This window comes from Flectobacillus roseus (assembly GCF_030056595.1).
GTDB lineage: Bacteria > Bacteroidota > Bacteroidia > Cytophagales > Spirosomataceae > Flectobacillus > Flectobacillus roseus.
Genome location: NZ_JASHIF010000004.1, coordinates 105,258 through 130,991 on the forward strand (window position 1 = coordinate 105,258; position 25,734 = coordinate 130,991).

The window sequence follows — 25,734 nt, forward strand, 5'->3', positions numbered from 1 at the left end:
GATTTTGGGAAGGAAGGCATGTTCATTTACTTCTGAAATCAAAAATCCCAAATCTCCAATCAAATTAAAGTTTTTCACCTGCTGTTACTGCCATTGGAATCAAGTTTTCGGCTGGCGGTAGCGGACAAGTAAAGGTATGGTTATAAGCACAAAAAGGATGATAGGCTAAATTAAAATCAATCTCAATTTGTGAATCCTTTTCATTCTTTGGGTCAAGGTCGATATATCTTCCTGCGCCGTAAGTTTCTTTACCTGAAGTCAAATCTTTGAAAGGTAAAAACAACATCCCCTCACTATTGATAAATATTTTCAACGAAACCTTTTTTCCCTCTTTTTCAAAACTGATATTTCCGTAAGGTTCATACGTTTCTGTTTCGCCTCCCGTCATTTGAATTTCGAATTTCTGACCACTTTTGACTTTATCTATTTTTCCCAAAACCTTCCAAGTAGGGTCTATCTCAAAATACGGTAATCCTTTGAAAGTAGCTTTATCTTCGATAGGAGAGTCTTTTCCTGTTTTGAAAAATTCATCCTTTTCTTTTCGAGCATTTTGGAGTTGTTGCGTGTAAGCAGCGTTATCTTGCTTCGGTGCCGATTCGCTTCCGTTGAATATGGTATAGCCAACAATGACTAAAATCACTAAACCGATAATCCATTTTAAATTTTTCATTTGCTTCTGAAATTCGCCTTTTGTTATGTCTTTGTTTGCAAAGATAACAATAGAGGCAATCATTTGTTGGAGCTTGTTGTTAAAGAATACAAAGACGCAAAGTTTTGAAGTGAAAGCGATTCCAATAAATCCTTAACTTTGCGCCTGCTAATGCAAATTTTCATTTTAATCTTTTACAACTATGTTTACAGGAATTGTTGAGGCTATCGGCGAGGTGGTGGATATTCATAAAGAAGGTACAAATATTACATTTACGCTCACTTGTCCGTTTACCAATGAGTTAAAAATCGACCAAAGTTTATCTCATAATGGGGTTTGTCTTACGGTGATTGCTATTGAGGGGAATCTATATTCAGTAACGGCGATTGATGAGACTTTGAAGAAAACCAATCTTGGAAAATTAGAGGTTGGCTCAAAAGTAAACCTTGAACGTTGTATGCCTGCTAATGGTCGTTTTGATGGGCATATTGTGCAAGGGCACGTCGACCAGATTGGTCGTGTCACTGCGATTACTCCACAAGATGGTTCGTGGTTATATGATTTTGAATATGAACCAGAAGGACAAAATATTACGGTAGAAAAAGGCTCTATTTGTATTAATGGAACCAGTTTGACCGTTTTTAATTCAGGTACTAATACTTTCCGTGTGGCGATTATTCCTTACACGTATGAACATACAGTTTTTCATACCTTAGAAGTAGGCGATATGGTTAATTTGGAATTTGATATTGTAGGAAAGTACATTCGTAAAATGATGAATTTAGGATAGGGTTACATTTGTGGTCGGTGTCCCACTGACCAACTGGCGACAGCAAAAAGTCACTTACTTATATAGCGCTAAAGTATCATATAGATAGAAAAATAGTACGCTATGCTGTCGCGAGTTGTCGAGTGGGACACTCGCCACGGATAGAAAAAACCATTTATTTCGGATATCGGATGTTGGATTTCGGAAGTAAGTGTAAACTACTATACTTTGTAAAAAATAAAGGTATTTTATTTCCGAAATCAGAAATCCCCAATCCGCAATAGTTAGAATTTCTTCTTACAGTTCTGATTCACAATTCGCAATTCATCATTCAATACTCATACTATAAAGCCTCTTGTTAATAATGAAATTAGTAAAGTTCCTAGCCTTGGTATTGTGGAGTAGTCCTCTTGTTTTTTCCCAACAAATTATCCCAGAACCTGTAGCCCAACAAAAAGCGCTTGGCGAGTTTGTCCTCACGGCTGATACGCGCATTCATATACCCAAAGGAAATCCAGAAGTACGTAAGATTGCTGAGTTTTTAGCCATGACTTTAGCTATTCCGACTGGTGTAAAACTGCCAGTACTAGAGACGCCCAAAATAGGGAAACATATCAATTTTAGGTTGGAAAGTACACCCTTCAAAGTTGTTGGGCAGGAGGAGGGATATTCTTTAGATATTACGCCTAAACATATCGATATCAAAGCGCAAACACCTGCGGGCTTGTTTTATGGTGTTCAATCGTTGATTCAGCTTTTTCCTAGACAAATTGAAGGTAAAAAGTACCAAAGAATGGTTTGGAAAATCCCTGCGAGTAGTGTCATCGATTACCCTCGTTATGCGTGGCGTGGCATTATGTTGGACGTAAGTCGCCATTTTTTCCCGAAGGAATATATTAAAAGCTTTATCGACCAACTGGCACGTTATAAATTCAATACCTTTCATTGGCATTTGACCGACGATCAAGGCTGGCGTATTGAGATAAAATCGTATCCTAAACTCACCAGCGTAGGTGCTTGGCGAGTACCACGTGTGGGAAATTGGTGGGAAAGAGAATTGCCTCAAGAAGGAGAAAAACCTACTTATGGAGGATTTTATACCCAAGAAGATATTAAGGAAATTGTGGCGTATGCACAATCGAAATATATCCAGATTTTGCCCGAAATCGATGTGCCTGGACATAGTTTGGCGATTTTGACGGCTTATCCAGAATTGTCTTGTGCGGGAGGCAATAAGTTTCAGATAAATGCAGGATGGAAGTTTTACCGAGATGTAGAAAACTCACTTTGCCCATCCAATGAAAAGGTATATGAGTTTTTGGATAAAGTTTTTGGAGAAGTAGCGGAGCTTTTTCCACACCCATACATCCACATTGGTGGCGACGAATGTTATAAAGGATACTGGGAAAAAAGTGCCGAATGTCAAGCTTTAATGAAAAGAGAAGGCCTGAAAAATACGGCTGAATTACAAAGCTATTTTGTCAAAAGAGTCGAAAAAATTCTGTCGAGCAAAGGTAAAAAACTCATTGGCTGGGACGAAATTTTGGAGGGAGGTTTAGCTCCAGAAGCTACGGTAATGTCGTGGCGAGGCGATAAAGGTGGGATAGAGGCTGCCAAACAAAATCATGCGGTAGTGATGACGCCCAATACTTTTGCCTATCTGGATTTGTACCAAGGTGAGCCCACAGCAGAACCGATGACGTATGATTTGTTACGATTAAAAAGAGTTTACAGTTTTGAGCCAACACCTGCAGGAGTGAGTTCTTCTTTGATTTTGGGTGGACAAGGAAACCTTTGGACGGAGTCTATTCCTAATTCTCGCCATGTTGAATATATGATGTATCCACGAGCGTGGGCTTTGTCGGAGGTATTATGGAGTAAGAAAGAAAAGCGAAATTGGGATTATTTTATTACTAAAATGGAAAACCAATTTTTGAGAATGGACGAAGCTTCAATCAACTATTCACGAAGTGTGTATGACCCTTTGGTTAGAACGATGAAGGAAGGTGTAAATCTCAAAATCGAGATGTTATCGGAAATCAAAGGATTGGATTTGTATTATACTTTTGATGGAACAAATCCTGATGCTTTTTCACCCAAATACCAAAGTAAATTGGATATTCCTAAAAATGCTTCTTTCTTGAAAATTCAAAGTTATAGAAGTGGCAAACCGATCGGACAACGATTGAGTATCCCTGTAAAGTCTTTATACGACCGTTCTGGGCGATATAGTAGCGATTTTGGATTTTAATAAAGGATTGGAATCATTTGCTAAAAAAGGTGCTGGATTCCTATCCAGCACCTTTTTTAGCATTTAACCAGTGTTAGGTTTATCTACAATAAACGCTTTTTCAGAGTATCCATAATATGCGTGGCATGCACACGAGAGTTTTCGATAAACAAAGAGTGGGTATTCATACCGCCACAAATAACCCCAGCTAAGAATACGTTTGGCAAGTTGGTTTCTTGCGTTTTGTCATCATAAAACGGTTTACGAATCTCATCCTGAGAAAGCTCAATGCCCATTTTCTCCAAGAAAGTTAGATTAGGCTGATAGCCTGTCATGGCAATTACATAATCATTGGGAATCCTAACGATACCTTCAGGCGTTTTGATATCTACCTCATGCTGACGGATGGCAGCGACTTCAGAATTGAAAAATGCTTGAATAGAACCCTCTTTAATACGATTTTCAATATCTGGTTTTGCCCAATATTTTACTCTTTCACCAATTCCTTCGCTTCTGACAACCATGGTGACATTAGCACCTTTACGCCATGTTTCTAAGGCGGCATCTACAGCGGAGTTGTTGGCGCCTACCACGAGTACATTTTGCATAGAATAAAAATGCGGTTCTTCGTAATAGTGCGTTACTTTAGGCAAATCTTCGCCCTCAACCTCCATCAAATAAGGAATATCATAAAATCCTGTAGCAATGACGATGCTTTTGCACTGGTATTGAGATTTACTAGTATTAATCTGATAAAAGTTTTCGTGTGAGGTAACAGATTCAACTGTTTCGAACAAATTGATGGCTAGTTTACGGTGTACCGCTACACGACGATAATACTCTAACGCTTCTGAGCGAGTTGGTTTTGCATTGTTTGATACAAAAGGAATATCGCCAATTTCGAGCCTTTCTGAAGTACTAAAAAAAGTCATATTGGCTGGGTAATTATAGAGCGAGTTTACCAAGCATCCTTTTTCCAAAATCAAGTAGCTGAGTCCAGCATTTTGGGCTTCTAGTCCACAAGCTAAACCAATTGGGCCTGCGCCAATAATAATAACATCGTAGTTGTTCATCGTTTGTTTCGTCCAAGAATTGCGAAATATCGGTTCATCATTTCTTTGTCCTTGCGAATCGCCTCTAAGTTATTGTAAATAGCATTTTTATTATCTACAACACCTTTTATCTGAGCTGAAGGACCTATATGATTATAATAATCCAAGGACTTGTTTAGTTCCAATTCGGCCTTATTGAGTAGCTCAAACATTTTGTTTTTGTACTGTAACGCTAATTGCTGTTGCTCTTTGGGATTTTTCTGTTCTCGTACTGCCCTCGAAACTGCGGTATATTCCTCCAAAGTTTTGGTAGAACGAGTGGCATAAAAATATCCTAGCATATTGTAAGCATTATCGTTCTTGGGGTCAAAAGCAATGATTCTTTCTTGTGTATCTAATACTTGCGTTGTGGAATCCAATTGCTCATATTTTTCCAGAAGTTTATCATAATCCAGTCTTTTGGTTTTCAAAAAAGGACTTCCTTTGATAAATTCTTGATAGGAAATGACTCTTTTCTGAAGTTGCCACATCGGGTCACTTGGAAAATGGGTCAACAAAAATACGGCAGGAGGAGTCATAAAAAACTCCCAATTGCGACGTTGTTGGTAGGAGTTATTAATCATGGCTCCTGAACTCCACGTAAGGTCCAATAAATACCATTTTTCATTGAGTTTGACGGCATTCCAAGCGTGGCTTTCGATTCTAAATGTAGAATCTGCTGGGTTTGATGAATTGCGAATTTTACCCAAGCCCTCGATGACTTGGGCCTTTACACCTGCATATTTACACAAATCATAAAACAGATTTGAGTAGCCACCACAAATAGCTTTTCGGCTAGAAAGCACTACCGAACTTGATTGAGAGTTCCCTAAATCAAGCGTAGGAAGCCTTTGCTGAAAAGTTTCAAGGTCGTAATGTATGGAGCCAGTAATCCACTCAAAAATAGCGACTACTTTTAAGGAATCGTTAGGAGCTGATTGGGTAAGTTGTAAGGATAATTGCTTTACGGAGTTTTGGGCAAAAGAATTTACCGAAATACTCAGTAAGATTAAATATGTTATGTATTTCATTAAAAATCAGTCTAAAAAATGGTCTAGTCACAATACACATTATCAAGTTTCACGCAAACCATATTAGCGAAAATCGCTCTATGTTTCTACTAGAAGATTGCTTTAGGCTACGAGCGTTAAGCATTAGGCATACAAATAGTAAATTCATTCTGGACATATAGCAATCTTATCGGCTATTTGTCCACGATTATGAGGACGTAAAGTTTACTAGTATAAAAATATAAAGTTCAGGGCAAGATTTTCAAATAAAATGGAGTCATTTATAATAAAAAGTTGAAAATAACTTTGACACTGTGCTAAATATTCACTTTACCTTTATTTAATTTTTTGATAATCAACTAAATATCCCAATAACTATGAAATTGTCATATTTGCCTTTATTGGCGTTAGCTTTTGCTGGAATCGGTACAGAAAGTGCATTTGCACAAGATACACCTAAGGGAATTACCATTTTGTCGTATAACCATGTTGGACTAGCCGTAAAAGACCTGAAAGTTAGTGCAGCTTTTTATAGAGAAATCATCGGCTTGTCGCCCGTGACAGTTCCAGACAACTTAATTTCTATACGTAGATGGTTTCAGGTAGCGCCAGGGCAGGAGTTACACCTATTGCTCGGTCGAAAAGACCCTGTTAGTAATAATGACAAAAATGGCGCTCACTTTTCGCTCACCATTCCAAGCAATTCTGCTGATGGTATTGAGGCATTTTTGAAATCGAAAGAAGTTCCTTACCACCGTCAACAGCGTTTTGACGGTGCCTACCAAATTTACGTAACCGACCCAGATGGTTATGTGATTGAATTAAATGAACCGAAGAGATAATTTGGTAATTTGAAGATTTGAAAATTTGGTGATTTGAAAATGGTGGAACCATACTAGTTCAAGACTTAGTCTTGGACTTATTTTTCAATTCAGTTTAGAAACTGAGCAAACTATGAGTCCGAGACTAAGTCTCGAACTAGTCGAATGTAGAGACGTAATGCTTACGTCTTTCAACCAAGTTTAGAATTTGAAAATATTTTTCCACAATATCCTATTTCAAACAAGAAGTCCCATCTGGATTTTATTCTAAATGGGACTTCTTGTTTGAAAGCACTTATCAAAAAATATTTAAAGAGGTTTAACAGCTTATTCGCTTCTTACTGAAGAGGCACCAGATGCATCGCTACGCACTGAAGGAGTACCTCTATAACGAACAGATGAAGCACCACTAGCTTCTACGTTCAACGTTTTTGAAGCATTTACACGTACACTTGTAGCACCCGAAACATCCAAATCAGCATCTTTTGCCACAAACTCAAGCGCATTGAATTTACTAGCTCCTGAAGCATCTAATTTCATGATACTTCCATTTCCTTTAAGTGTTACGTTTGATGCACCAGAGATATCAAATAGAAGTTTGTCAACATTTACATTGATTTCCGAGGTAGATGCACCCGAGAATTGTACTTTCAAATATTCTAAGTCATTGAAACCAGAAATTTTTGATTTTGTTGCGCCTGAGAAATCTAATGCTTTGATGTCTGGTACAACGATGCTGAAATGTACACGTTTACGGTTTTTGTTCCATCCCCAGCTACCTTTGTCTTTGTAGCGAGCAATCAGGCGTTTGCCTGATACTTTTACTTCCAAATCTTCTATATCTTCACTTCTTTCAGCCTCTACATGAATTTTGAAGGTATTGCCATGCGTTACATCTACCACAAATGCGCTAGACATTTCGATTTCGTTGAATCCTGTATAGTTAAAATCTTTTTGGCTTTGAGCTTGAGCCAAGTTTGTTCCTAAGAATAAAGCACCAGCCATAAGAGCTTGGCGAAAGTAGGTTTGAAGTTTCATAACGTTGATTGATTAAGATTTGTCGATAAGATGCAAAGACTGAAAGTAAGGTTGCATGAGTTTTGAAAAAAATCAAAAGTATTTCAAAAATAGAGGCATAACGTGTTTGACATTATGCCTCTGTAGGTTGATCTAATCTCTCTCGGGTTTGATTACACCACTATCTTTTATCGTTTTTTGAAGGTTCGGACTTCCCTTGTAACGAATTTGCGCAACGCCAGAAGCCTTAGCCTCGAGGTTTTGATTTACATCAACTTCCACATGTGCATTTTCAGTAGCATTGATTTTAGCATTTTCGATATTTAGTTCAAAAGCTTCCAAGTTAGTTAATCCAGCAAGCTCGGCAGTAAGATTACCCAGATGACCCGTAGCACGAATTTTATATTGTCCTTTGGTATCTAATTGGAAGTTATCAGCCTGAATATCTTTTATTCTAACATTGCCAAAGCCTTTATCAAGATTCAAATAAGAAAGGTTGGGTAATGTAATATGTACCGTCAAGAAGCCCGCTTGTTTACTTGGATTCTTTTGCGAAATGCTTAATTTTCTTTCTTTTACCTCTGCAACGATGTTTTCCACATCTTTTTGGTCTCCGCCAACTTCTACTTTATAATTTTCTCCAAAATGAATATATACTTCAGAAGGAGTTTCTATAGCTGATTGGACTTTGTCGAAGTCTTTGAGCGGGAATTTTTGTACAAAGTCATTAGGTGCGAAATCAGTCTCATCATCAGAAGAGTTGCTATCGTTATCATAATTGTTTTCTACAGGGAAACGGTTTAAACATACAAGTTCGCCTTCACGAGTAAATTGCCACAAAGAGCCTTTGAATAAATCTTTTTCACCATCGAAGTAGCCCCCAGAAATTCTATTCTCGATGAACGAAGCAAATTCTCTGGTCATACTAAATGGTTTCTCGTATGGAATATACAATCTCAAACGAACACGCTGAGCACGGAAACGAGCATTTTCAGTAAACTCATATTCTTCGTCGAAGGACAATACAGAATCTATCTTCGAGTAGGTATAAAGAATTTCTGAAGCATTTCTTTCTGCATCTTTTTTATCAATACCCTTTGCATAATATTCTTTTTCAAGTTTGTAGGCGTCTCCCTCATAGCCTATAATTTCGAGTGATGGAACAAACTCTACGTGATCAGAAATGTGCTTGATTGTGAATAAAGGCGTTTTTTTGCCAAAATCAAGATTAGACGATTGTTGAATATTTGCACTTCTTGAAAAGTTTTTAGCATAGCTGATTCCTGTATACATGGCACCAAATAAGCCCACAATAAAAATCCCTAACAGACTTTGCCAAACTATCGAGGTAAAGATATTACGACGAATAATTAAGGAAATCCCTGCAATACCAACTGCAATAGCAGGAGCAATAGCCGCTAAAAAACCTGCTATAAACATAAAAGGTGAAGCGTCACGAGCCAAAAAACCTAGAGGTAGGTTGTCACCAATATAGACATTGGCTGTTTCGAGTGCCGTAAACCCAACGAACAATGAGAAAAATAAAGCTACTATTATTACTAAAGAGGTGAAAATCATCATACCACCAGCAAAGAATCTAAATGAGATAATCGCAAAGTTCGCTATCGGTCCGAGTGCTTTAAATACCTGCGACATCATTCTGAAAGGCAATAGTAGTACCTTCGTAAGAGTATCTTCGGGCTTGTTTTCAGTATTTAAAGTACGCTTGATATTACTCTCGATATTCTCCAAAGTGATGGGTTCGCCAGTCATCTGCATTTTATCGGTAATGGTTTTAGCTTCAGGAGCTATTGCCCATAAAATCAAATAAATAACAATACCCGAACCAAAGGCAAAAATCAGTAAGACAAATACAAAGCGTAACATTCCTAAGTCAAAACCTGTGTAAGAGGCTACTCCGCTTACCACACCCCCCAAGACTTTACCGTCAGGATTACGATAAAATTTCTTTACGGTGTCATCTTCTTCCAAGAAAGCATTTGCAGGAAAGGCAATCCATGAGGCGATATACAACACAAAGATTACACCGCTTAGTGGAGATTCTGTCAATGGACTTAATCCTAAGAAAGTGATTAAGAAAATCAAACGTACCCAAAGTGCGTCAATGCCTAAATAGTGAGCAAAGCCTGCACAAACACCACCCAAAAGTTTACGCTGTGTATCGCGATAAAGCTTTTTCGCCGTCTCAAATCTTGGATACTCATATTGTTCAGAAGTAGTAGATTTTTGTTCAGATTGTGTTGATTGGGTAGTTTGTTGCGCTTTTTCTTCTGTCACTAAATCTTCTTCTTCTTGAATTGCTTCAAAATCAGAAACTGTTCCCATTGAAGCTATAAGAGAATCCACATCTTCTAAAGTGATTGCTTGTTTGGCATCACGTTTTTGTTTATCCCAAAATTTTTCTGCAATACGAGATTCAATATCTTCGATAATTTCTTTTGAACCTTCATAAGAAGCAAAGTGCGATTGGATAGCCTTGAGATAAAGCCCCAATTTTTCGTATCCATCTTCCTCTATGTGGAAAATAATACCTGCTATATTGATAGAAATGGTCTTTTTCATCGGAAAATTCAATTTTTGCTCACGCTGTGTGATGATTGGTTTAAGGTTAAATTAGGCTTGTTCCTCCGTGTTTTTTTCGACTGCTGCCTGCTTTTTATGATAGCTATCCTGAATAATTTGAGCAACGGATTCTTGTAGCTCTTTCCAAGTGGTTTCTAGTTGTTCTAAGAAAGATTTGCCATTCTCAGTTAACACGTAATATTTGCGAGGCGGTCCAGAAGAAGACTCTACCCATTTATAATCTAATAAGCCAGAGTTTTTAAGGCGAGTCAACAAAGGATAAAGTGTTCCTTCTACGACCATAATCTTGGCGGAGGTTAGTTCTTCGAGCATATCTGAGGCATATACTTCTCCTCTCGATATGATTTGCAGAATGCAGAATTCCAAAATTCCCTTCCGCATCTGCACTTTGGCATTTTCTAAATCCATAGTTCTTCAATATTTGTTAGCCTAGACTGTTAGCAAAAAGCAGTAAATTTCTGTCGGTTTGTCCTATCAGTCTACTGCCGTGATTAGTCGATTTACCTGGACAATACCCACTACTGGGTAATCCTTAGTTCAAAGATATAAAAAGGTACTATGTAATGCAAAGTACTATAAGAAATTTTTTTATTTATGCTGGATAAATGGTCAGAAATATGGTTGAATGGTAAAATATAAACCTGTAGTTGCGTCAGGAGCAAGGCTTAAACATTTGGAGATGGTACAAAGCTGCTGATACATCAATAATCAAGATGCAAAGGGGAATGAATAAGGAGAAAGTTTCTCAAATGGATAATCCTATATTTTGGCATGAACTATTTGTTTGGTCGTAGCAATAGCACCTAGATTTTTCTTAAATCGGAATAAATTTTCATTCAAAATGCCATTTACTGATGAAATTCCTAGGTCCAAAATCTGAAATTTATGTACTTGGGCGTATTCATACAAATATTTGATAAGTAAAATACTGGGACTAAATGCATTATAGTTGGGGTCGCTTGCAGGAAAAAAGTAGTATAAAATTTGATGAGGAACAACCACTATAGCTGTACATGTTGCAATAATTTGATGGTTATGGTATAATGTAAAAGGGATAAAGCTTTCAGGAAAGTTTTCAAAAAGGGATAAAAAACCTGTTTGAGTAATGGTCAGGGGAATTTTTTTATCGAATCTTACGCTTTGAATGAAGGCATATTGCTCATAAAGATTGTTTGTACTATTGTCGAGGACAAAATCCTCTTTTTCACACTTGCTTAAACGTCGTTTAGCAGCTGGATTGATGATACTAGAAAAAGTAGTATCAGAAATAATCAAATGTTGGTTGGTCTCTGAAATAGTGTTAACGCCAAAAGAAGCTAATATAGCTTGTAGCCTCGAATAATGAGTTTGATAACAAATAGGAGCTTGTACAAATCGTATTGTATGAATTTGTTGCGTTTTCAACCAACAAAATACCGCTTCAACGAAGGCAAAAAGCTGTTTGTCTGAAAGTTTATTATCAAAATCAAAGCCTCCAAAACTAGCTGCTTTGGGACTACTTGCTTGGTGGTTTTCTATCCAGAAATACGCTAAAGCTTGATAGATAGCTTGGTCATTATTGTACCATGCAAACCCTATCGCTTGTTTGCTGGATTGCCAATGTAGGTGTTCAGGTCGAAAAAATAAGGATAGTGTAAACGAGCACTCCTCTTGAGTGGCATAGTGATTTAATAAGTGTAGCATGGGAAAGTTTTGAGTGATGAGTTGTGAGTGATGAGTTATAAGGTTAAGTTGTTGGTAATTAATAGTTTATGTTTTATTCACAACTCAAAACTCATCACTCAAAAGGCTTACATGATAGCAAACTTACTCAGAACACTTTTGAGTTGTACTGGAGTAAAAGGTTTACTTAGATAATCAGACATACCACATTCCAGCGCCTTGTCTTTTTGGGTTACTAATGCACTGGCAGTGAGCGCCACAATTGGCGTATTCTTATTAGGATTTTCGGTATTGGTGATTTTGATAGTTGCCTCATATCCATCCATAATAGGCATTTGGATATCCATTAAAATCAAATCATATTTTTTGTCGAGGGCTTTCTGACAAGCTTCAGCACCGTCAAAAGCCATGTCATACTCTATTTTCCATTTTTTAAGTAAGGTCGTGGCGTATTTACGATTCAGTTCGTTGTCTTCTACCAATAGTATTTTAAAACCTTCTAGTACAGAGCTAGGCTCAGAGGCTTTTTTCGTTTGGGTCAAAGCCAAAGGTTCTTCGATGGCTAGTCCGTTAGATGCAACCGCCTTTGGTAAACGAAGTGTAAAGAAAAACTTAGTACCTTTTCCTTCAATACTTTCTACCCAGATTGTTCCACCTAAAAACTCTACAATTTGTTTACAAATAGATAACCCTAAGCCAGTGCCAGGCGTTTTGATTTTATTTTTGTCATGAATCTGAGTAAACTTATTAAAAATCAAATCAATTTTATCGGCAGGAATTCCCATACCTGTGTCAAATACTTGGAACTCAAAAAGGGTATCTTCCTCGCTTCTTTCTAGGATTTTTACTTTTAGTCCAATTTTACCTTTTTCCGTAAACTTATCGGCATTACCTAGCAAATTGAAAAGTACTTGGTAGATAAGCGTTTCGTCGCCATGATAAAATTGGTCCATACGCATATCTGCCATAAAGTCTACATCCAATCCCTTTGGTGTAACCTTCATTTGGAAAGTTTGCTGAATGGTTTTTAATAAGCCTTTTAAGTCAAAATCCTTTGGATGTGCCGTAATTTTTCCAGCATCCATTTTCGCAAAATCCAATAAATCGGTAATCAAGTTGAGCAAAAACTGCGATGAGTTTTTCAAGATGTCAAAATACTCAACTTGCTGTGTGTTCGGATGTGTATCATACAACAAGTGTGTGATACCGATGATAGCATTCAGAGGTGTACGGATTTCATGACTCATCGTTGAAAGAAACTGCTTTTCGGCATTGCGAGCTTCTTCGAGCGCCTGTTCTGCCAATTTACGATGCGTGATATCTCGGATAATATCTCTGGAGCCTTTAAATTCTCCGTTTTCGATAATCGCCGTTGAGTTGACCTCCAAGTATCTAATTTCGCCGTCTCCACGAACAACCCTTCCTACATAATTTTTATAAAAGCCCTCTGTCAATAACTTTTTGAGATAGCTATTAGAATGATCTCTATCTTCAGGGTGTACCAAACGTCCTAAGTCGAAAGATGTCATTTCCTCTCGTTGAATACCTAGGATTTGTAAAAACGTATCATTGGCTTCTTTTACTACGCCTTTTTCTGACAAAATAGCCACACCATCATTCATGTTCATAAAAAGATCTTGATAGCGCTCTTTTGACTCAAGAATTTGCTGTTTGTATTCAGCAAAACGCAGTAACAAGGCTTTGGTTTGATAGCCCAAAGCATCTGGATTGTCGAAGTTGAGTGCTTCGGTACTTACACCCATTTCATTACAAAGTACTTCTAAAATATCTTTTTGATTGCGAATGGCACGTTTTAGCTGTACGTTTTGCTCTTTGGTTTGATTCAATAAGAGTCTATTTTGAGCAAACTTTTCTAATTGTAATTTATAAATAATATCGCCAGCAAAGTATAGAGTTACACTCAGTCCAACCGCCACCAACATAGTGTCCAAAAGGATATGTTCTTTAGGGAAAATGGTTAGATAACTCAAGAAGAAAAATGCCAAACAGATAATATTGTAGTAAAGCCTTTCTTTAGCATTGAGCATAAACGAAAGGTTGAAATACGAAATTGCCAAGGCTATCATCGACAGTTCTGCTCCATAATGTTTTGCCATAAAGGCTGTAACATATTGCATAACAGTCAATGTAAGAACGGCCAAGGTAATCCATGCCTTTAGGCTACTGATTTTTTGCGGTTGAGAAATTAACCTGGAAATCTGAGAATGCGCAAGAATAAAAAGTAATTCGATAGACAAGAGTCCTGCCAAATAGCCTGTCCAGCCATTCGGACTAAGAATATCTTTGAGGGCGATAATATCACTGATGGTCAATAATGGCATCATGATAATACCGATTTTTAAAGCAAAAACAATCGCTCTCGTTTGGAATGACAAACGGTCTGCTTCAAACTCCTCTAAATCAGAAGGGCTCAAGGTATTAAATTGCCAGTTGGTATATTTTTCTAAAAACACTTTAGTTTAAGGTTTTAAATAATCGAATCTATCGACAAAGATAATGAGTTACAAATGATTCGAAATTGTAATCAAAGAATCATTTAAGCGTTTATAAACTTAAAATAACTATAACAGAAAATCAAATAGAATCTACTTGAAGCTTAATAATTACGAGGTAATGCTTGTGAATATTTTTATTTTGTTGAGAACTATTGAGTTTTTTTGTAAATTTCTTTGAAAAAGTTTCTATACTAATTTCTAGTTTACACCTACAACATGAAAAAAATCATTTTTCTTAGTTTGCTCCTTGTGAGCAAGATAGGGATCTGTGTTGCTCAAACAACAACTTATTACCCATCGCTTAGTGTATCTGTTGCGCAAACTGCGGTGCACAGAATTCACTATGAAACGCTTCAGAGTTTTTGGCCTTACTTAATCGAGAACCAATATATCCATCTCTATCGTCAAGGAAAAGAGGTTGCATTAGAAATTCACAGCAAAAATGATTCCTATTTCACATCGGGTGACTATCTATTGTTTTGGGGAAAATCTAATGATGGCACTACCGACTCTTCATTGTACGAATCAGCCCAAGCGCAAGCCAATCCTTCCTACAGTCTTTTTTCTTATACTGCAACTTATGTGTTGACATACGAGCCTTCACAAAAATCGGTATTTAGAATACGAACTGAAAGGCAAAATTTGGAAGACAACTATCGATTGTGTTTGACAGCACGAAAGGAACAAATTCAAGTATTCTCTGATAATTATTTCGCTGGTTTAGTATTAACGCCTTTTGATAACGAGAAAATTTGGGACTCAAACTATCAAAAAGCAGAAGGCTGGATGAGTAAAAGTTTTACAGAAAACTCACCCGCACGGTTGATTTTCAGTGCCTTAGATACGGAAGGAGATACGCTCAAATTCAATATACGACTAGTAAGTCAGAAGCGTACGACTCAAGTGCTTGAAATAATACAAGGTTCACAAGTTATCTCAACGATTGAATTGCAACCTGCCGAATGTAAAGATATAAGTGGTAACATATTGCTCAGTAAAGGAAAAGAATTAGAAATAAAAGGTAAAGCATCATTATTTGCCATAGCGAGTGTCAAATACGATTATGCTTGTACGTTAGAGCCGAAAGAAGGACAATATTTTTGGAAGGAGCCCTTGCCCAAAAAAATCCCAATGAACTCCCAATCGCTAAAAGTTTGGAATATTTCGAATGAGTTTTTTCCTAAAAATATACCTCAATTCAGAGATACACTTTTTACTACTGGTACACAAATGGTGTTTTGGGAAAAACCTGTAGAGATAACCAGTCTATCCCCAATTCGAGATTGGCAACCTGATACCTTAGCGAATTTTTTGATTGTCACTCACGAAAATTTGAGGGAAAGTGCCCAACAATATGCCACTTATCGAAGCTCTCAAGCTGGTGGAGCCTATCGTTGTGAGGTAGTAACTAGCAGAATGTTATACGACTATTTTAATCACGGTGACAAATCAACGCTGGCATTTCAGCGGTATTTTTCTATTTCTAAAAACCAGAAAAATCCTATTGCTATTTTGCTTATTGGCACGGGTGCATATCCACAAATAGCAAGAAAAAGTGTATCTGCTTACGCTAGAGATTTGGTGCCAACCAATGGCTATCCTTGTTCAGACACACCGTTTGCCATGGGCATCAATAGGTCGATTGGTCGGATACCTGCCGAAACCAATGCTGAAGTGGAGGCTTATCTCAAAAAAGTAATAGCTTTTGAAAAAGTGGAGAATACCTATATAGGACGTAAACAGCTTTTGCATTTGAGTGGTGGTAGATATGGAATAGAGCAAACTTTATTTCGAAATTATTTAGATTCCTTGGCCAATATCCCACAAGAAAAAGGTTTGGTGGTTCGGACTATTGGCAAACAGACCGATGCCTATGTGGAAGTCCGTAATGTTGCGGAAGAAGTGAATCAAGGCATTGGTATGATTACGTTGTTTGGCCATTCGGCTATTGGACAACTCGACCTTGATATTGGCTTTGCCAGCAATCCTGATTTGGGGTATCAAAATCAAGAAAAATATCCGTTTGTATTGGTCAATGGTTGTGACGCAGGTGATTTTTTTACAGAAAAAAAGGCCTTAAGTACCGATTGGTTATTGTCTCACGACCGTGGAGCTATTGCTTTTATGGCTCATACTCATTTGGCCTATCCGAACTCATTGTATGCTTTTTCCAAAAGCTTTTATCAGCAGTTATTTCAAGGGGAATTATCTCAAACATTAGGTGAAGCTCATGCGCAGGTACTCAAACATGAGGCTACTGACCCTTATCTCAAAACAACTTTGCAACAATTTACCCTGCAAGGTGATCCTGCCATTCGGCTGTTCAAAGCAATAGCGTTGCCAGATATCGCTTTTGTAAAAAATAGCCTAAGTATAGATTTTCAACAGGACTCACTCAGGATCAATGTTTCAATCGTTAATTATGGAAAAGCAAACCAAGTTCCATTTTCGATTCATTTGTTTGTCAATCAACAAGATATTTTTCAACAGTTATATGAAAAAACTTTGGTTAACACCGACGTTATTTCTTTGAAAATTCCATTAAATTCTGCTTGGCAAAACGACACCCTAAATCTTCGATTATCGCTTGACGATGAAGGTGTTTTAAAAGAAGTAAATACGAAGAATAATGATATCGAACTTCGAGATATCCACCTGAAAAAATCTTTAGCATTGTATTATCCCAGCAATTGGGCGATAGTGTCAAGTCCCGAGATTTGGTTGGAAGGAAATAAGACTCTGCTTGCTCCTGTGCAATTACAGCTTGCTGATAACTCAGATTTTAAGTCTATTATTTTTCAAAAAACGATTACTAAACAAGGTGTTTTTCGCTATTTGTTTAAAAGTATTGCCAAGGATACAACTACCTATTATTGGCGGATGATTACTTCAGACAGCGTACTGTTGAACGGAACATTTACCTATATTCCCAATAGCCCTTTAGGCTGGATTCAGCGAACATCAGCGCATTTTCAGACCATAAAAACATCTGGGATGATTTGGGATAAAAGTACTTGGAAACTACAGCCTGATACGCTAAAAATAGCATTGTACGTACCTGGGGCGGATATTTCTCAAAGTAATTATTTGGGGTGGGTCAAGGTCAATGAACAACAATGGATGGGTAATGGCTTATGCTATCCTTGGAGTAGCCTCAACGCCATAACGCTCGACGCGCAATTGAAGCCCTATCTTATTTTGCCCCAACTGAGCTGTGGAAATTCCCCATATTGGATTCAAAATTTGAATGAAAACCTATTGGTAGGTGAAAATCCTTTGTTGACTTATTTACAGCAACTGAAAGTTGGTGATTGGCTTATTCTTTGGCCACATGGGCGCGTAAGTACTCAAAACTGGTCTGGGGAGATATGGACATCTTTACAAAATTTAGGCTTTTCAATCGCTAAAATCAAAGCCTTACCTCTAGGAACACCTTTTTTGTTAGCAGTACAAAAAGGTAAGCAAAATGTCATCGAAAAGTTCGGCAAAAGTGCTATTTCCGCCATTAGTGATACGCTGTATTTATTGCCTGAAACTCAAAATTGGGAAATGACACCACCGCAAATGGGCGCTTTGGAGGATGCCAAGCAAGTTTTCACAGATTTTCAATCTTTAGAAAAACCTAGCAACTATGAGTTGAATATCAATGATGCAAGCTATACATTACAAGAAAACCTAACTTTTCAACCCCTTTCTACACAAAGGTTATTGACTCCTATTCAAGTAAAATTTAGAGGAAAACAAGTTAAACAAGCCAGCCAACTGCGTCGTTGGGGAGTGTTGGGTAAACCGTATGCAGATTTAGCCATAGAGGCATCGACAGATACCCACGAAGTAGAGATTGGACAAACGTTAAATATCAGGCGATACATTTATAATTCCTCCGATTCACCTTTGAGCGATACCACTAGTTTGCATTGGCAAATTATTCAGAATGGAGAAATTTTGGAGAGTCAACAGGAGCCTCTTTCGTCTTTTGTGGCGCATGATTCAATAGCACTACCTGTTTTTTCAAAAGCATTTGAGCAGGCTGGCGACTATGTTTTACGTTTTGTGGTAAATCCATCTCGTAAACATGAAGCCAATTTTAGTAATAATTCAACCCAAGTTTTGGTAAACGTCAAACAAGACAATATTGCACCTACCATGCTTGTGCAAGTGAATGGGAGAATAGCCCAAAACTTCGAGCATTTTAGTCCCAATCCAACATTGGAAATACAGTTATGGGATAATAATCGCTTTGTTTTTTTGAGAAAAGAAAATGTAGAAATTTTGATAAAGCATTGCCAAGCTTGTGCTTGGGTTGCTGGAAATAATTCTAACATTACCGCTATAACAGAAGAAAAAGGAAAGCTTTCATTAACCTATCAGGCTACAGATTGGCTTAAAGACACCGTTTGGATAGCCATTAATGCTAGCGATAGAGTAGGAGCAAAGGTGTCGACTAAAGCATATCAAATGCAGGTGGTAATTGATGAGAAAGCTACTCCTGTTCAATTAAAGGTCTTACCAAACCCTTTGCATACGTGGACAAGATGGAGTATTGAAAATTTACCAGAACATGATTACTGGGCAAGTTGTCAGATTTTTGATGTCTCAGGGAAAAAGGTTTATGAGGTTCAACAGATAGTGAATGCGACCGAAAAAGAAATATTTTGGGATGGACGAAATCAAGAAGGTAATTTTTTGCCCAATGCGCTGTATTTTTACAAACTAACATTACAAAATAAAGAATCAAAGGATTCGTTGTCGATAGCAGATACCTTTACTGGCAAAATCGTATTGGAGAGAAAGTAAAAATGATTTTCTTATTCCTCTTCAAATACTTTTGTCAAAATCACTAAATCACCCATTCGCTAATTCGCTCAATAATTATTCTATGTTAACAGTCGATATTTATAGTAAAAACACATGGTGGAAAATCGCTTTTCTATTCGTTTGCGTTATTATCGGGGCATTTTCCTTGTACTTCACTGACCGAATTGTTTCGAAATTGGAAGAACGAGAGAAAGATCAAATTCAACTTTATGCTGAGTCGTTTAAGTTTATGATGACCAATGATTTGGATAAAGATGTGAATTTTTTTTTCGAAAAAATCAAGAAATCCAACGAGAATATTACGATTCCTGTCATCTTGAAAGACGGTTCAGGATATTTGACCGCTTCAGAAAGTATCCAGATTCCACCGGGATTGAATTCAAAAGAGCAACAAGCTTTTTTGCGTGATAAATTGAATGAAATCATGCGCGATGATAACCCACCGATTGAGCTTGATATGGATTTTCATAAGGAATATGTATATTATGGAAATTCTCATTTGCTAAATATGCTTAGGTATTATCCTGTATTTCAGTTGATTGTAGTGTTGATTTTTGGCTTGGCAGCGTATCTGTTTTTTGATGCTTCACGCCGTTCTGAGCAAAATAGAGTTTGGGTAGGTTTGGCTAAAGAAACAGCACACCAGTTGGGCACGCCACTATCTTCATTAACAGCTTGGGTGGAGTTTTTTAAATCAGATCCTACTTTTGACCAGGAAATTGTAAAGGAATTAGAGAAGGATGTTCAGCGACTCGATGTAATCACGACACGTTTTTCTAACATAGGTTCGATACCTGTGCTCAAAGAAGAAAATGTAGCAGAGACCGTTGAGGTATTTTTGAGCTATCTCAAACGAAGAATTTCATCTAAAGTATCATTGACGATTGAAAATCATTTGACACATCCAACGGTCAAGATTAATAAGTATTTGTTTGAATGGGTTATTGAAAATATTTGTAAAAATGCAGTAGACGCCATGACGGGTGTGGGAGCGTTGAAAGTGACGATGGAAAATGGCAAACACAATCAAATTATCATTGATATTTCGGATACAGGGAAAGGCATCAGTAAACAGAATTTGAGTAAGGTTTTTAATGCAGGTTTCAGTACCAAAAAGCGAGGATGGGGCTTAGGTTTGACACTTGCCAAAAGGATTATCGAAAATTATCATAGTGGTAAGCTTTTCGTTAAATATTCAGAAGTGGGCAAAGGCACTACATTCAGAATCATTATTGCAGGTGTGAATGATGAGGAAGTTTAGAGAGAAAGGCTTGGGAGATATCTCAAGCCTTTTGTTTTCGAAACAAAACTACATTAGCATTGTTACTAAAGAGTAGTATTAGTAAAGCTATTACTACTCTTTTATATTTGTGGTAAAGTCGAAATGAAGTACTCCCCCAAACTAAGAAATATTTAGAAATAGCGTTGATGAATATATGAAGAAGGCAATTAATCCAGTCGTTGAATTAGTAAAGGCTTGGGAAGTGTTTGAGAACGAGAATCCAACAGGGAACTTGGAAGAATTTTGTCAGGATTACTTACAAAAACAACAATTAGCAAGATTTAAGCAAGTCGATGAAGAATATATACATCATACAGGAGGTAGAGTAGTGAAGCCATCCAACGGCCTAGGTAAAGCACTTGTTCGAGTTCAGAAGTACCTTCATTTTTATGTAAAAAAAACAATGCAAAATCTACCAGTCGATAATATTGAAGATTTCGCGTACTTGTCAGATTTACATTTCATGGGTGCTATGCGAAAAAGCGAATTAATTCATCGAAATATTTCTGAGTTTACCTCAGGCACCAATGTAATCAACCGTCTTATAAAGAATAACCTTGTAGAAGAATTCAATGATCCAGACGACGCGCGCTCAAAGCAAGTAAAAATAACATCATCGGGTGTGAGTTGGATAATGAGTTGTTTGCCCGAGATGATCAAGGTAGATGCAGTACTATTCCAAGTGCTTAAATCAGATGAAAGGGAGTTACTTTTTCATGTTCTGGCCAAACTCGATCGTTTCCATACTAGTGTTTATTCTGAAATGCGAGCGTTAGAAATTGAAGATATTTTGAAAAAGGTGATATAGTTAAAAAAGGGAGTATTTCTACAACAGAAATACTCCCTTTTTTAACTATATCATCAAATTATCAAACCTTATTTACACAGAACATCTGGCATAGAGCTATTGATAGAGTGAACGCTACCCGAGGTTACAGTTTGATTATCGTAGTAAAACAGAATACCACCCACATCAAACATAAAGTCATATACACCTCCTCTTTTCAAAATAGTAGAAGTGGCAGTAATGATATTTGAAGCATTTCGCGTCGCTTTACCAACGTAGAAATATCCATCACCTGGTTTTTTCGCATACATATGAATATTGTCAGCATTTGACGTTTTGTTTGCGTCTTTACACTTTAAGTTAGCTTGTAACTCGATAAAGTTTGGTGGTGCTGGCATATTGATTGTTGCTGACTGACCACTTGGATATGGGTTATTGACAGTTGTGATTACTTCACCTAATGAGTTTTTGACCACAATTTTAGTAATGGCATTTGGCGTAATGATAGAGTTATTTAATCTATCAGTCGTTTCAAATACAACTGCACCGTCGTTTACATCTACAGTAAATGTTTCGCTAGCGTATTGTCCAACTGAACCCCCAAATGCCAATGTATAAGTTTTAATAGCATTAATCATAGCTGCAGTTACATTGTCACCGAAAGCTGCTTTCGCGGCTGCAATATCCGCTGGACTATTTGAGTTTCCTGAAACAGTGATACCATTGAATGACGCAAAAAATACAGAAGTTAAGTGGTTGATAGTTCCTTTTGCCTCTAATTTGCCATTAGCATTTGTTACTAACTTTACACTCCCTTCATACTTAAAGACTTTTGTATCTTCGTCATAAGATGCAATCGCAATCAAATCGCCAGCTACTAAAGGCTTGCCTGTAGTTGGGTCAGTAGCTCCAGTGGGAAATTCCGTTTGAACATCAATTTGTCCTGAGAATGATTTTACTTTTTGGTTTTTATCATTCGAAATCTCAATGTCCATACCTACCACTGGTTTAAAAGTAAACGAAGGGATAGGTTGGTTATTTTTATCCAAAACCTTACTCACATCACCTAGGTCAATGTTAACAGGTGTCTTAGTGGCATCGGTTTTAGTAACTACCACATTAACGCTACCACCCACAGTTTGACCATCGCCATCTTTCATCGTAACACCCGATGGGATATTTACAGTTGCCTTTTCTTGTACAGTTGAAGTAGTCGAAGTAGCTGCTGTAATAGGAGTTGAAGTTGTTCCTGATGCAGGAACGGTAGCTGGTTGTTGAACCACAGATACACCTGCAGGAGGCGCTGCAATTTTGGTTAATTTAACAACTAAGTTCTGGTCTTTTGTACTAGTAATTTCTACAGGAGTAATGCTACGCAAGTATCCGTCAGCCTCTGCTATGATAAAAAATTTGATTGGAGCGTTTGCGCTAGGAACACTGTTTGATTTGGCAGCCAGGGTCAAAACATTTTGTTTTACTGCTAATGTTTTTCCTCCAACACTATTTACAACCTTGGCTGTATCAGCACCACCAAGTGAGATTTTGATATTGCTAGGTAAGTCGCCCGCGCTAACATTGTCTGGTTGGAATTGAATAACAACATTTGAATTGGCAAGTGCCACAGGAAGTTTAAGCGTTACACCGTCGAGAGGGGGCGTACAGGCATACCAAGCACCAGCTAGCATAAAAGCACCTAAAATATATATAAGCTTTTTCATAAGTATTCGTTTTTGATTAAATTTTACCTTGTAGTTTAATTATTTATTCAGCTTGTAGGTAATGCTGAAAGTGATGTTTGGTACAAATGAGTAGTTTTTGATGTTTTTCTCAATATCAGAGATATTCTGGTCTGTCAAAATCGACTCAATCATGCCTGTACGAGGTACTGCTAGTTTAGGAGAGCCAGTGTAATATGTTCCCAAGTCAACCGAAAAACCTAGCTTATGCTTAGGAATAGCTCTACCAAAACCAAGTCCTAGATAAGGACGTACTTTGTTACCTGAAACAATCAAACGAGCCGTGCCAAATTCTTCCGCATCCAACTCTACATCTTTTGCCAATTTAAAACGCCCTGTTTTCTGAGCTGGCTCTACATCTACATAGAAGTCTCCACTACCGTAAGATACTCCACCAACTAACTTAAAAGAACTTTTCTTGAATACATGCCAATCTACCTTTGCTCCTAAAAGCATAGAAGTAACTGTTGGATTAATCAAAACATCGGATGCACCATCGCCAAGATTTACCTTAATAGGATTCTTGACAAAATTTTTGCTGTCTAAGAATTCAGCTGAGATACGTAAATTAAACTTGCCAGGTTTTAGTTGTCTTGCTAAACCTGCTCCAAAACCAAAACTACCAAATTGGATATTAATAGAGTTGCCTAGTGTAGGCTTGCTACTCTGTGCCGTTGCGGCATTGCCCACTAAAAGAGCAGAGAGGATTAAAAGGTAAAACTTTTTCATACATGAGAATTTTTAAAATGAGACTTATTAAAGCACGCTCAAATATCATTCTAAAAATTCTATGAATAGTACTTAATGGACGCAAAACTGAATAGAAATTTATTTTTCGGAGGATAAAAATCAAATAGGTCAAAAAAATATCTTTTTAGTTATATTTTCTAAAAATCAGACTTTAGATAAAAGAAATTGATATTATTGCATTGATAATGAGGTTGTTATGATTTTCAAAAGGCTTTTCTACTCAATACTGAGTAGAAGATTACTAAAAAGGATATGAATAAAAAAGTCCAGCCTTTCGACTGGACTTTCCTTTTTATGTTTATTCCCACTCAATGGTAGCTGGTGGTTTTGAAGAAATATCGTATACAACACGGTTAACACCTTTTACCTTGTTAATAATGTCGTTAGATACCTCTGCTAAAAATTCATAAGGTAAGTGACACCAGTCAGCAGTCATACCATCTACAGATGTTACAGCACGAAGCGCAACTACCTTTTCGTATGTACGTTCATCGCCCATTACACCTACCGATTGAATTGGTAGTAAAATTGCACCCGCTTGCCATACTTGGTCGTATAGTCCTTTTTCCTTTAGTTTACCAATGAAAATAGCATCTACGTTTTGAAGAACATCTACTTTTTCTGGTGTAATATCTCCGAGAATACGAATAGCCAAACCTGGACCTGGAAATGGGTGACGACCCAAAATATTTGGATCAATTCCTAAAGTTTTACCTACTAAACGAACTTCATCTTTGAACAAAGTATTAAGTGGCTCAACAACCTTCAACTTCATGTAGTCAGGTAAGCCACCTACGTTATGGTGAGATTTGATGGTAGCAGAAGGACCTTTTACCGAAACAGACTCAATTACGTCTGGATAAATAGTACCTTGACCTAGCCATTTTACATCCTCAATCAAATGAGCTTCTTGGTCAAAAACATCAATAAATGTTTTACCAATAGCTTTTCTTTTTGCTTCAGGATCTGACAAGCCTGCTAACGCTGTATAGAATTGTTCTTTTGCATCAACACCTTTTACGTTCAATCCTAAGTTTTTGTAAGATTCAAGTACCTCTTCAAATTCGTTTTTACGAAGTAATCCGTTATCTACAAAAATACAATATAAGTTTTTGCCAATAGCTTTATGAATCAATACAGCAGCTACCGAACTATCAACGCCTCCAGAAAGTCCTAAAACAACTTTATCATTACCTAATTTTTCTTTCAAATTAGCAACAGTCGAGTCTACAAATGAGTCCGAAGTCCAGTCTTGGCTACAACCACAAATGCCAACTACGAAGTTTTTCAACATATCTTTTCCTTCCAAAGAGTGAGTTACCTCTGGGTGGAACTGAATGCCGTAAGTAGATTCGTCTTTGATTTTAAAAGCTGCTACTTTCACTGAATCTGTAGAACCAATGATTTCGAAGTTTTCAGGAACAGACATGATTGTATCACCGTGTGACATCCATACTTGAGAGTCTTCCGAAACGCCTTCCCAAAGTTCAGATGATTGAACTTTCGTCATTTTAGCACGACCATACTCACGGTGTCCTGAGTTAAAAACCTCACCACCAGCAGTATGAGCTAGCAATTGTGCCCCATAGCAAATACCTAATAAAGGTAATTTTCCTCTGAAAAGAGACATATCCACACGTGGAGAATCCTCTTCACGTACAGAACAAGGACTACCTGAGAAGATAACCCCTTTTACATCGTCACCAATTTCAGGGATATGATTGAATGGATGAATTTCGCAATAGACGCTTAGCTCGCGCACACGACGTGCAATCAATTGCGTTACTTGAGAACCAAAATCGAGGATTAATATTTTTTCGGTCATGATACTTTGGAATTAGGATATTGATAATTAGGTGTTTAGCCTCTTAGCAAGTCCTACGTGTCTAAAAAGAAGGTGCAAATTTCGGAAAAAAATACATAGCTTATTCAAAAATGCTATAAAATATCTTCCTAAAAATGAAGGAAAAGTGTCGTATGTCTCTAAAGTAT

General features: G+C 37.3%; 17 protein-coding genes. 6 read left to right on the plus strand and 11 right to left on the minus strand.

The window, feature by feature from the left end; genetic code table 11:
- Positions 1-64: 64 nt before the first annotated feature.
- Positions 65-670, minus strand: a complete 606-nt coding sequence (locus QM524_RS05215) for a DUF1684 domain-containing protein (protein WP_166579748.1) — start codon at positions 668-670, stop codon at positions 65-67.
- A gap of 181 nt (positions 671-851) precedes the next feature.
- Here QM524_RS05215 and QM524_RS05220 point away from each other — a divergent pair, with 181 nt between their 5' ends.
- Both QM524_RS05220 and QM524_RS05225 read left to right on the plus strand, forming a co-directional pair.
- Positions 852-1,439 carry a riboflavin synthase gene (locus tag QM524_RS05220; protein WP_283343775.1) on the plus strand — a complete coding sequence of 196 codons (588 nt, stop codon included), beginning with the start codon at positions 852-854 and terminating at the stop codon, positions 1,437-1,439.
- Positions 1,440-1,782: 343 nt separating this feature from the next.
- Positions 1,783-3,669 (plus strand): beta-N-acetylhexosaminidase, encoded by a 1,887-nt coding sequence (locus tag QM524_RS05225; protein ID WP_283343776.1) that lies wholly within the window; start codon positions 1,783-1,785, stop codon positions 3,667-3,669.
- A gap of 83 nt (positions 3,670-3,752) precedes the next feature.
- Here the strand turns inward: QM524_RS05225 and QM524_RS05230 are convergent, their stop codons facing one another.
- Together QM524_RS05230 and QM524_RS05235 are read right to left on the minus strand one after the other, a co-directional pair.
- On the minus strand, positions 3,753-4,721 hold the full coding sequence (locus QM524_RS05230; protein WP_283343777.1) for a YpdA family putative bacillithiol disulfide reductase: 969 nt from the start codon (positions 4,719-4,721) through the stop codon (positions 3,753-3,755).
- Complete coding sequence (locus QM524_RS05235) at positions 4,718-5,770, minus strand: transglutaminase domain-containing protein (protein WP_166579744.1); 1,053 nt, start codon at positions 5,768-5,770, stop codon at positions 4,718-4,720. The genes QM524_RS05230 and QM524_RS05235 overlap by 4 nt, the downstream gene beginning before the upstream one ends.
- 356 nt (positions 5,771-6,126) lie before the next feature.
- Between QM524_RS05235 and QM524_RS05240 the strand changes: the two genes are divergently transcribed.
- Positions 6,127-6,591 carry a VOC family protein gene (locus tag QM524_RS05240; protein WP_283343778.1) on the plus strand — a complete coding sequence of 155 codons (465 nt, stop codon included), beginning with the start codon at positions 6,127-6,129 and terminating at the stop codon, positions 6,589-6,591.
- A 306-nt stretch (positions 6,592-6,897) separates the two neighbouring features.
- Here QM524_RS05240 and QM524_RS05245 read toward each other — a convergent pair whose 3' ends face one another.
- The 5 genes from QM524_RS05245 to QM524_RS05265 all read right to left on the minus strand — a co-directional run bounded on the left by QM524_RS05245 (position 6,898) and on the right by QM524_RS05265 (position 14,327).
- The gene (locus QM524_RS05245) at positions 6,898-7,608 is read right to left on the minus strand and encodes a head GIN domain-containing protein (RefSeq protein ID WP_283343779.1); all 711 of its coding nucleotides are present in this window, start codon (positions 7,606-7,608) and stop codon (positions 6,898-6,900) included.
- 132 nt (positions 7,609-7,740) lie between these two features.
- On the minus strand, positions 7,741-10,170 hold the full coding sequence (locus QM524_RS05250; protein WP_283343780.1) for a PspC domain-containing protein: 2,430 nt from the start codon (positions 10,168-10,170) through the stop codon (positions 7,741-7,743).
- 51 nt (positions 10,171-10,221) lie between these two features.
- Entirely contained in the window at positions 10,222-10,599 is a 378-nt protein-coding gene (locus tag QM524_RS05255) for a PadR family transcriptional regulator (RefSeq protein WP_283343781.1), read from the minus strand.
- Positions 10,600-10,950: 351 nt separating this feature from the next.
- Entirely contained in the window at positions 10,951-11,874 is a 924-nt protein-coding gene (locus QM524_RS05260; RefSeq protein WP_283343782.1) for a GNAT family N-acetyltransferase, read from the minus strand.
- Positions 11,875-11,981: 107 nt separating this feature from the next.
- Positions 11,982-14,327, minus strand: a complete 2,346-nt coding sequence (locus QM524_RS05265) for a PAS domain-containing sensor histidine kinase (RefSeq protein ID WP_283343783.1) — start codon at positions 14,325-14,327, stop codon at positions 11,982-11,984.
- A gap of 258 nt (positions 14,328-14,585) precedes the next feature.
- Here QM524_RS05265 and porU2 point away from each other — a divergent pair, with 258 nt between their 5' ends.
- The 3 genes from porU2 to QM524_RS05280 all read left to right on the plus strand — a co-directional run bounded on the left by porU2 (position 14,586) and on the right by QM524_RS05280 (position 21,277).
- Positions 14,586-19,166, plus strand: a complete 4,581-nt coding sequence (gene porU2 / locus QM524_RS05270; protein ID WP_283343784.1) for a putative type IX secretion system sortase PorU2 — start codon at positions 14,586-14,588, stop codon at positions 19,164-19,166.
- Positions 19,167-19,248: 82 nt separating this feature from the next.
- Positions 19,249-20,448, plus strand: a complete 1,200-nt coding sequence (locus QM524_RS05275) for a sensor histidine kinase (protein ID WP_095162023.1) — start codon at positions 19,249-19,251, stop codon at positions 20,446-20,448.
- Between the two features lie 175 nt (positions 20,449-20,623).
- Positions 20,624-21,277 (plus strand): MarR family winged helix-turn-helix transcriptional regulator, encoded by a 654-nt coding sequence (locus tag QM524_RS05280; protein WP_166579737.1) that lies wholly within the window; start codon positions 20,624-20,626, stop codon positions 21,275-21,277.
- A gap of 68 nt (positions 21,278-21,345) precedes the next feature.
- On the opposite strand, the gene QM524_RS05285 is transcribed toward QM524_RS05280, so the two are convergent.
- The 3 genes from QM524_RS05285 to guaA all read right to left on the minus strand — a co-directional run bounded on the left by QM524_RS05285 (position 21,346) and on the right by guaA (position 25,567).
- Complete coding sequence (locus QM524_RS05285) at positions 21,346-22,974, minus strand: hypothetical protein (protein ID WP_283343785.1); 1,629 nt, start codon at positions 22,972-22,974, stop codon at positions 21,346-21,348.
- 39 nt (positions 22,975-23,013) lie between these two features.
- A complete protein-coding gene (locus tag QM524_RS05290) occupies positions 23,014-23,721 on the minus strand; it encodes a hypothetical protein (protein WP_283343786.1) in 708 nt (235 codons plus the stop codon).
- 319 nt (positions 23,722-24,040) lie between these two features.
- Positions 24,041-25,567, minus strand: a complete 1,527-nt coding sequence (guaA, locus tag QM524_RS05295) for a glutamine-hydrolyzing GMP synthase (protein ID WP_095161867.1) — start codon at positions 25,565-25,567, stop codon at positions 24,041-24,043.
- Positions 25,568-25,734: the final 167 nt, after the last annotated feature.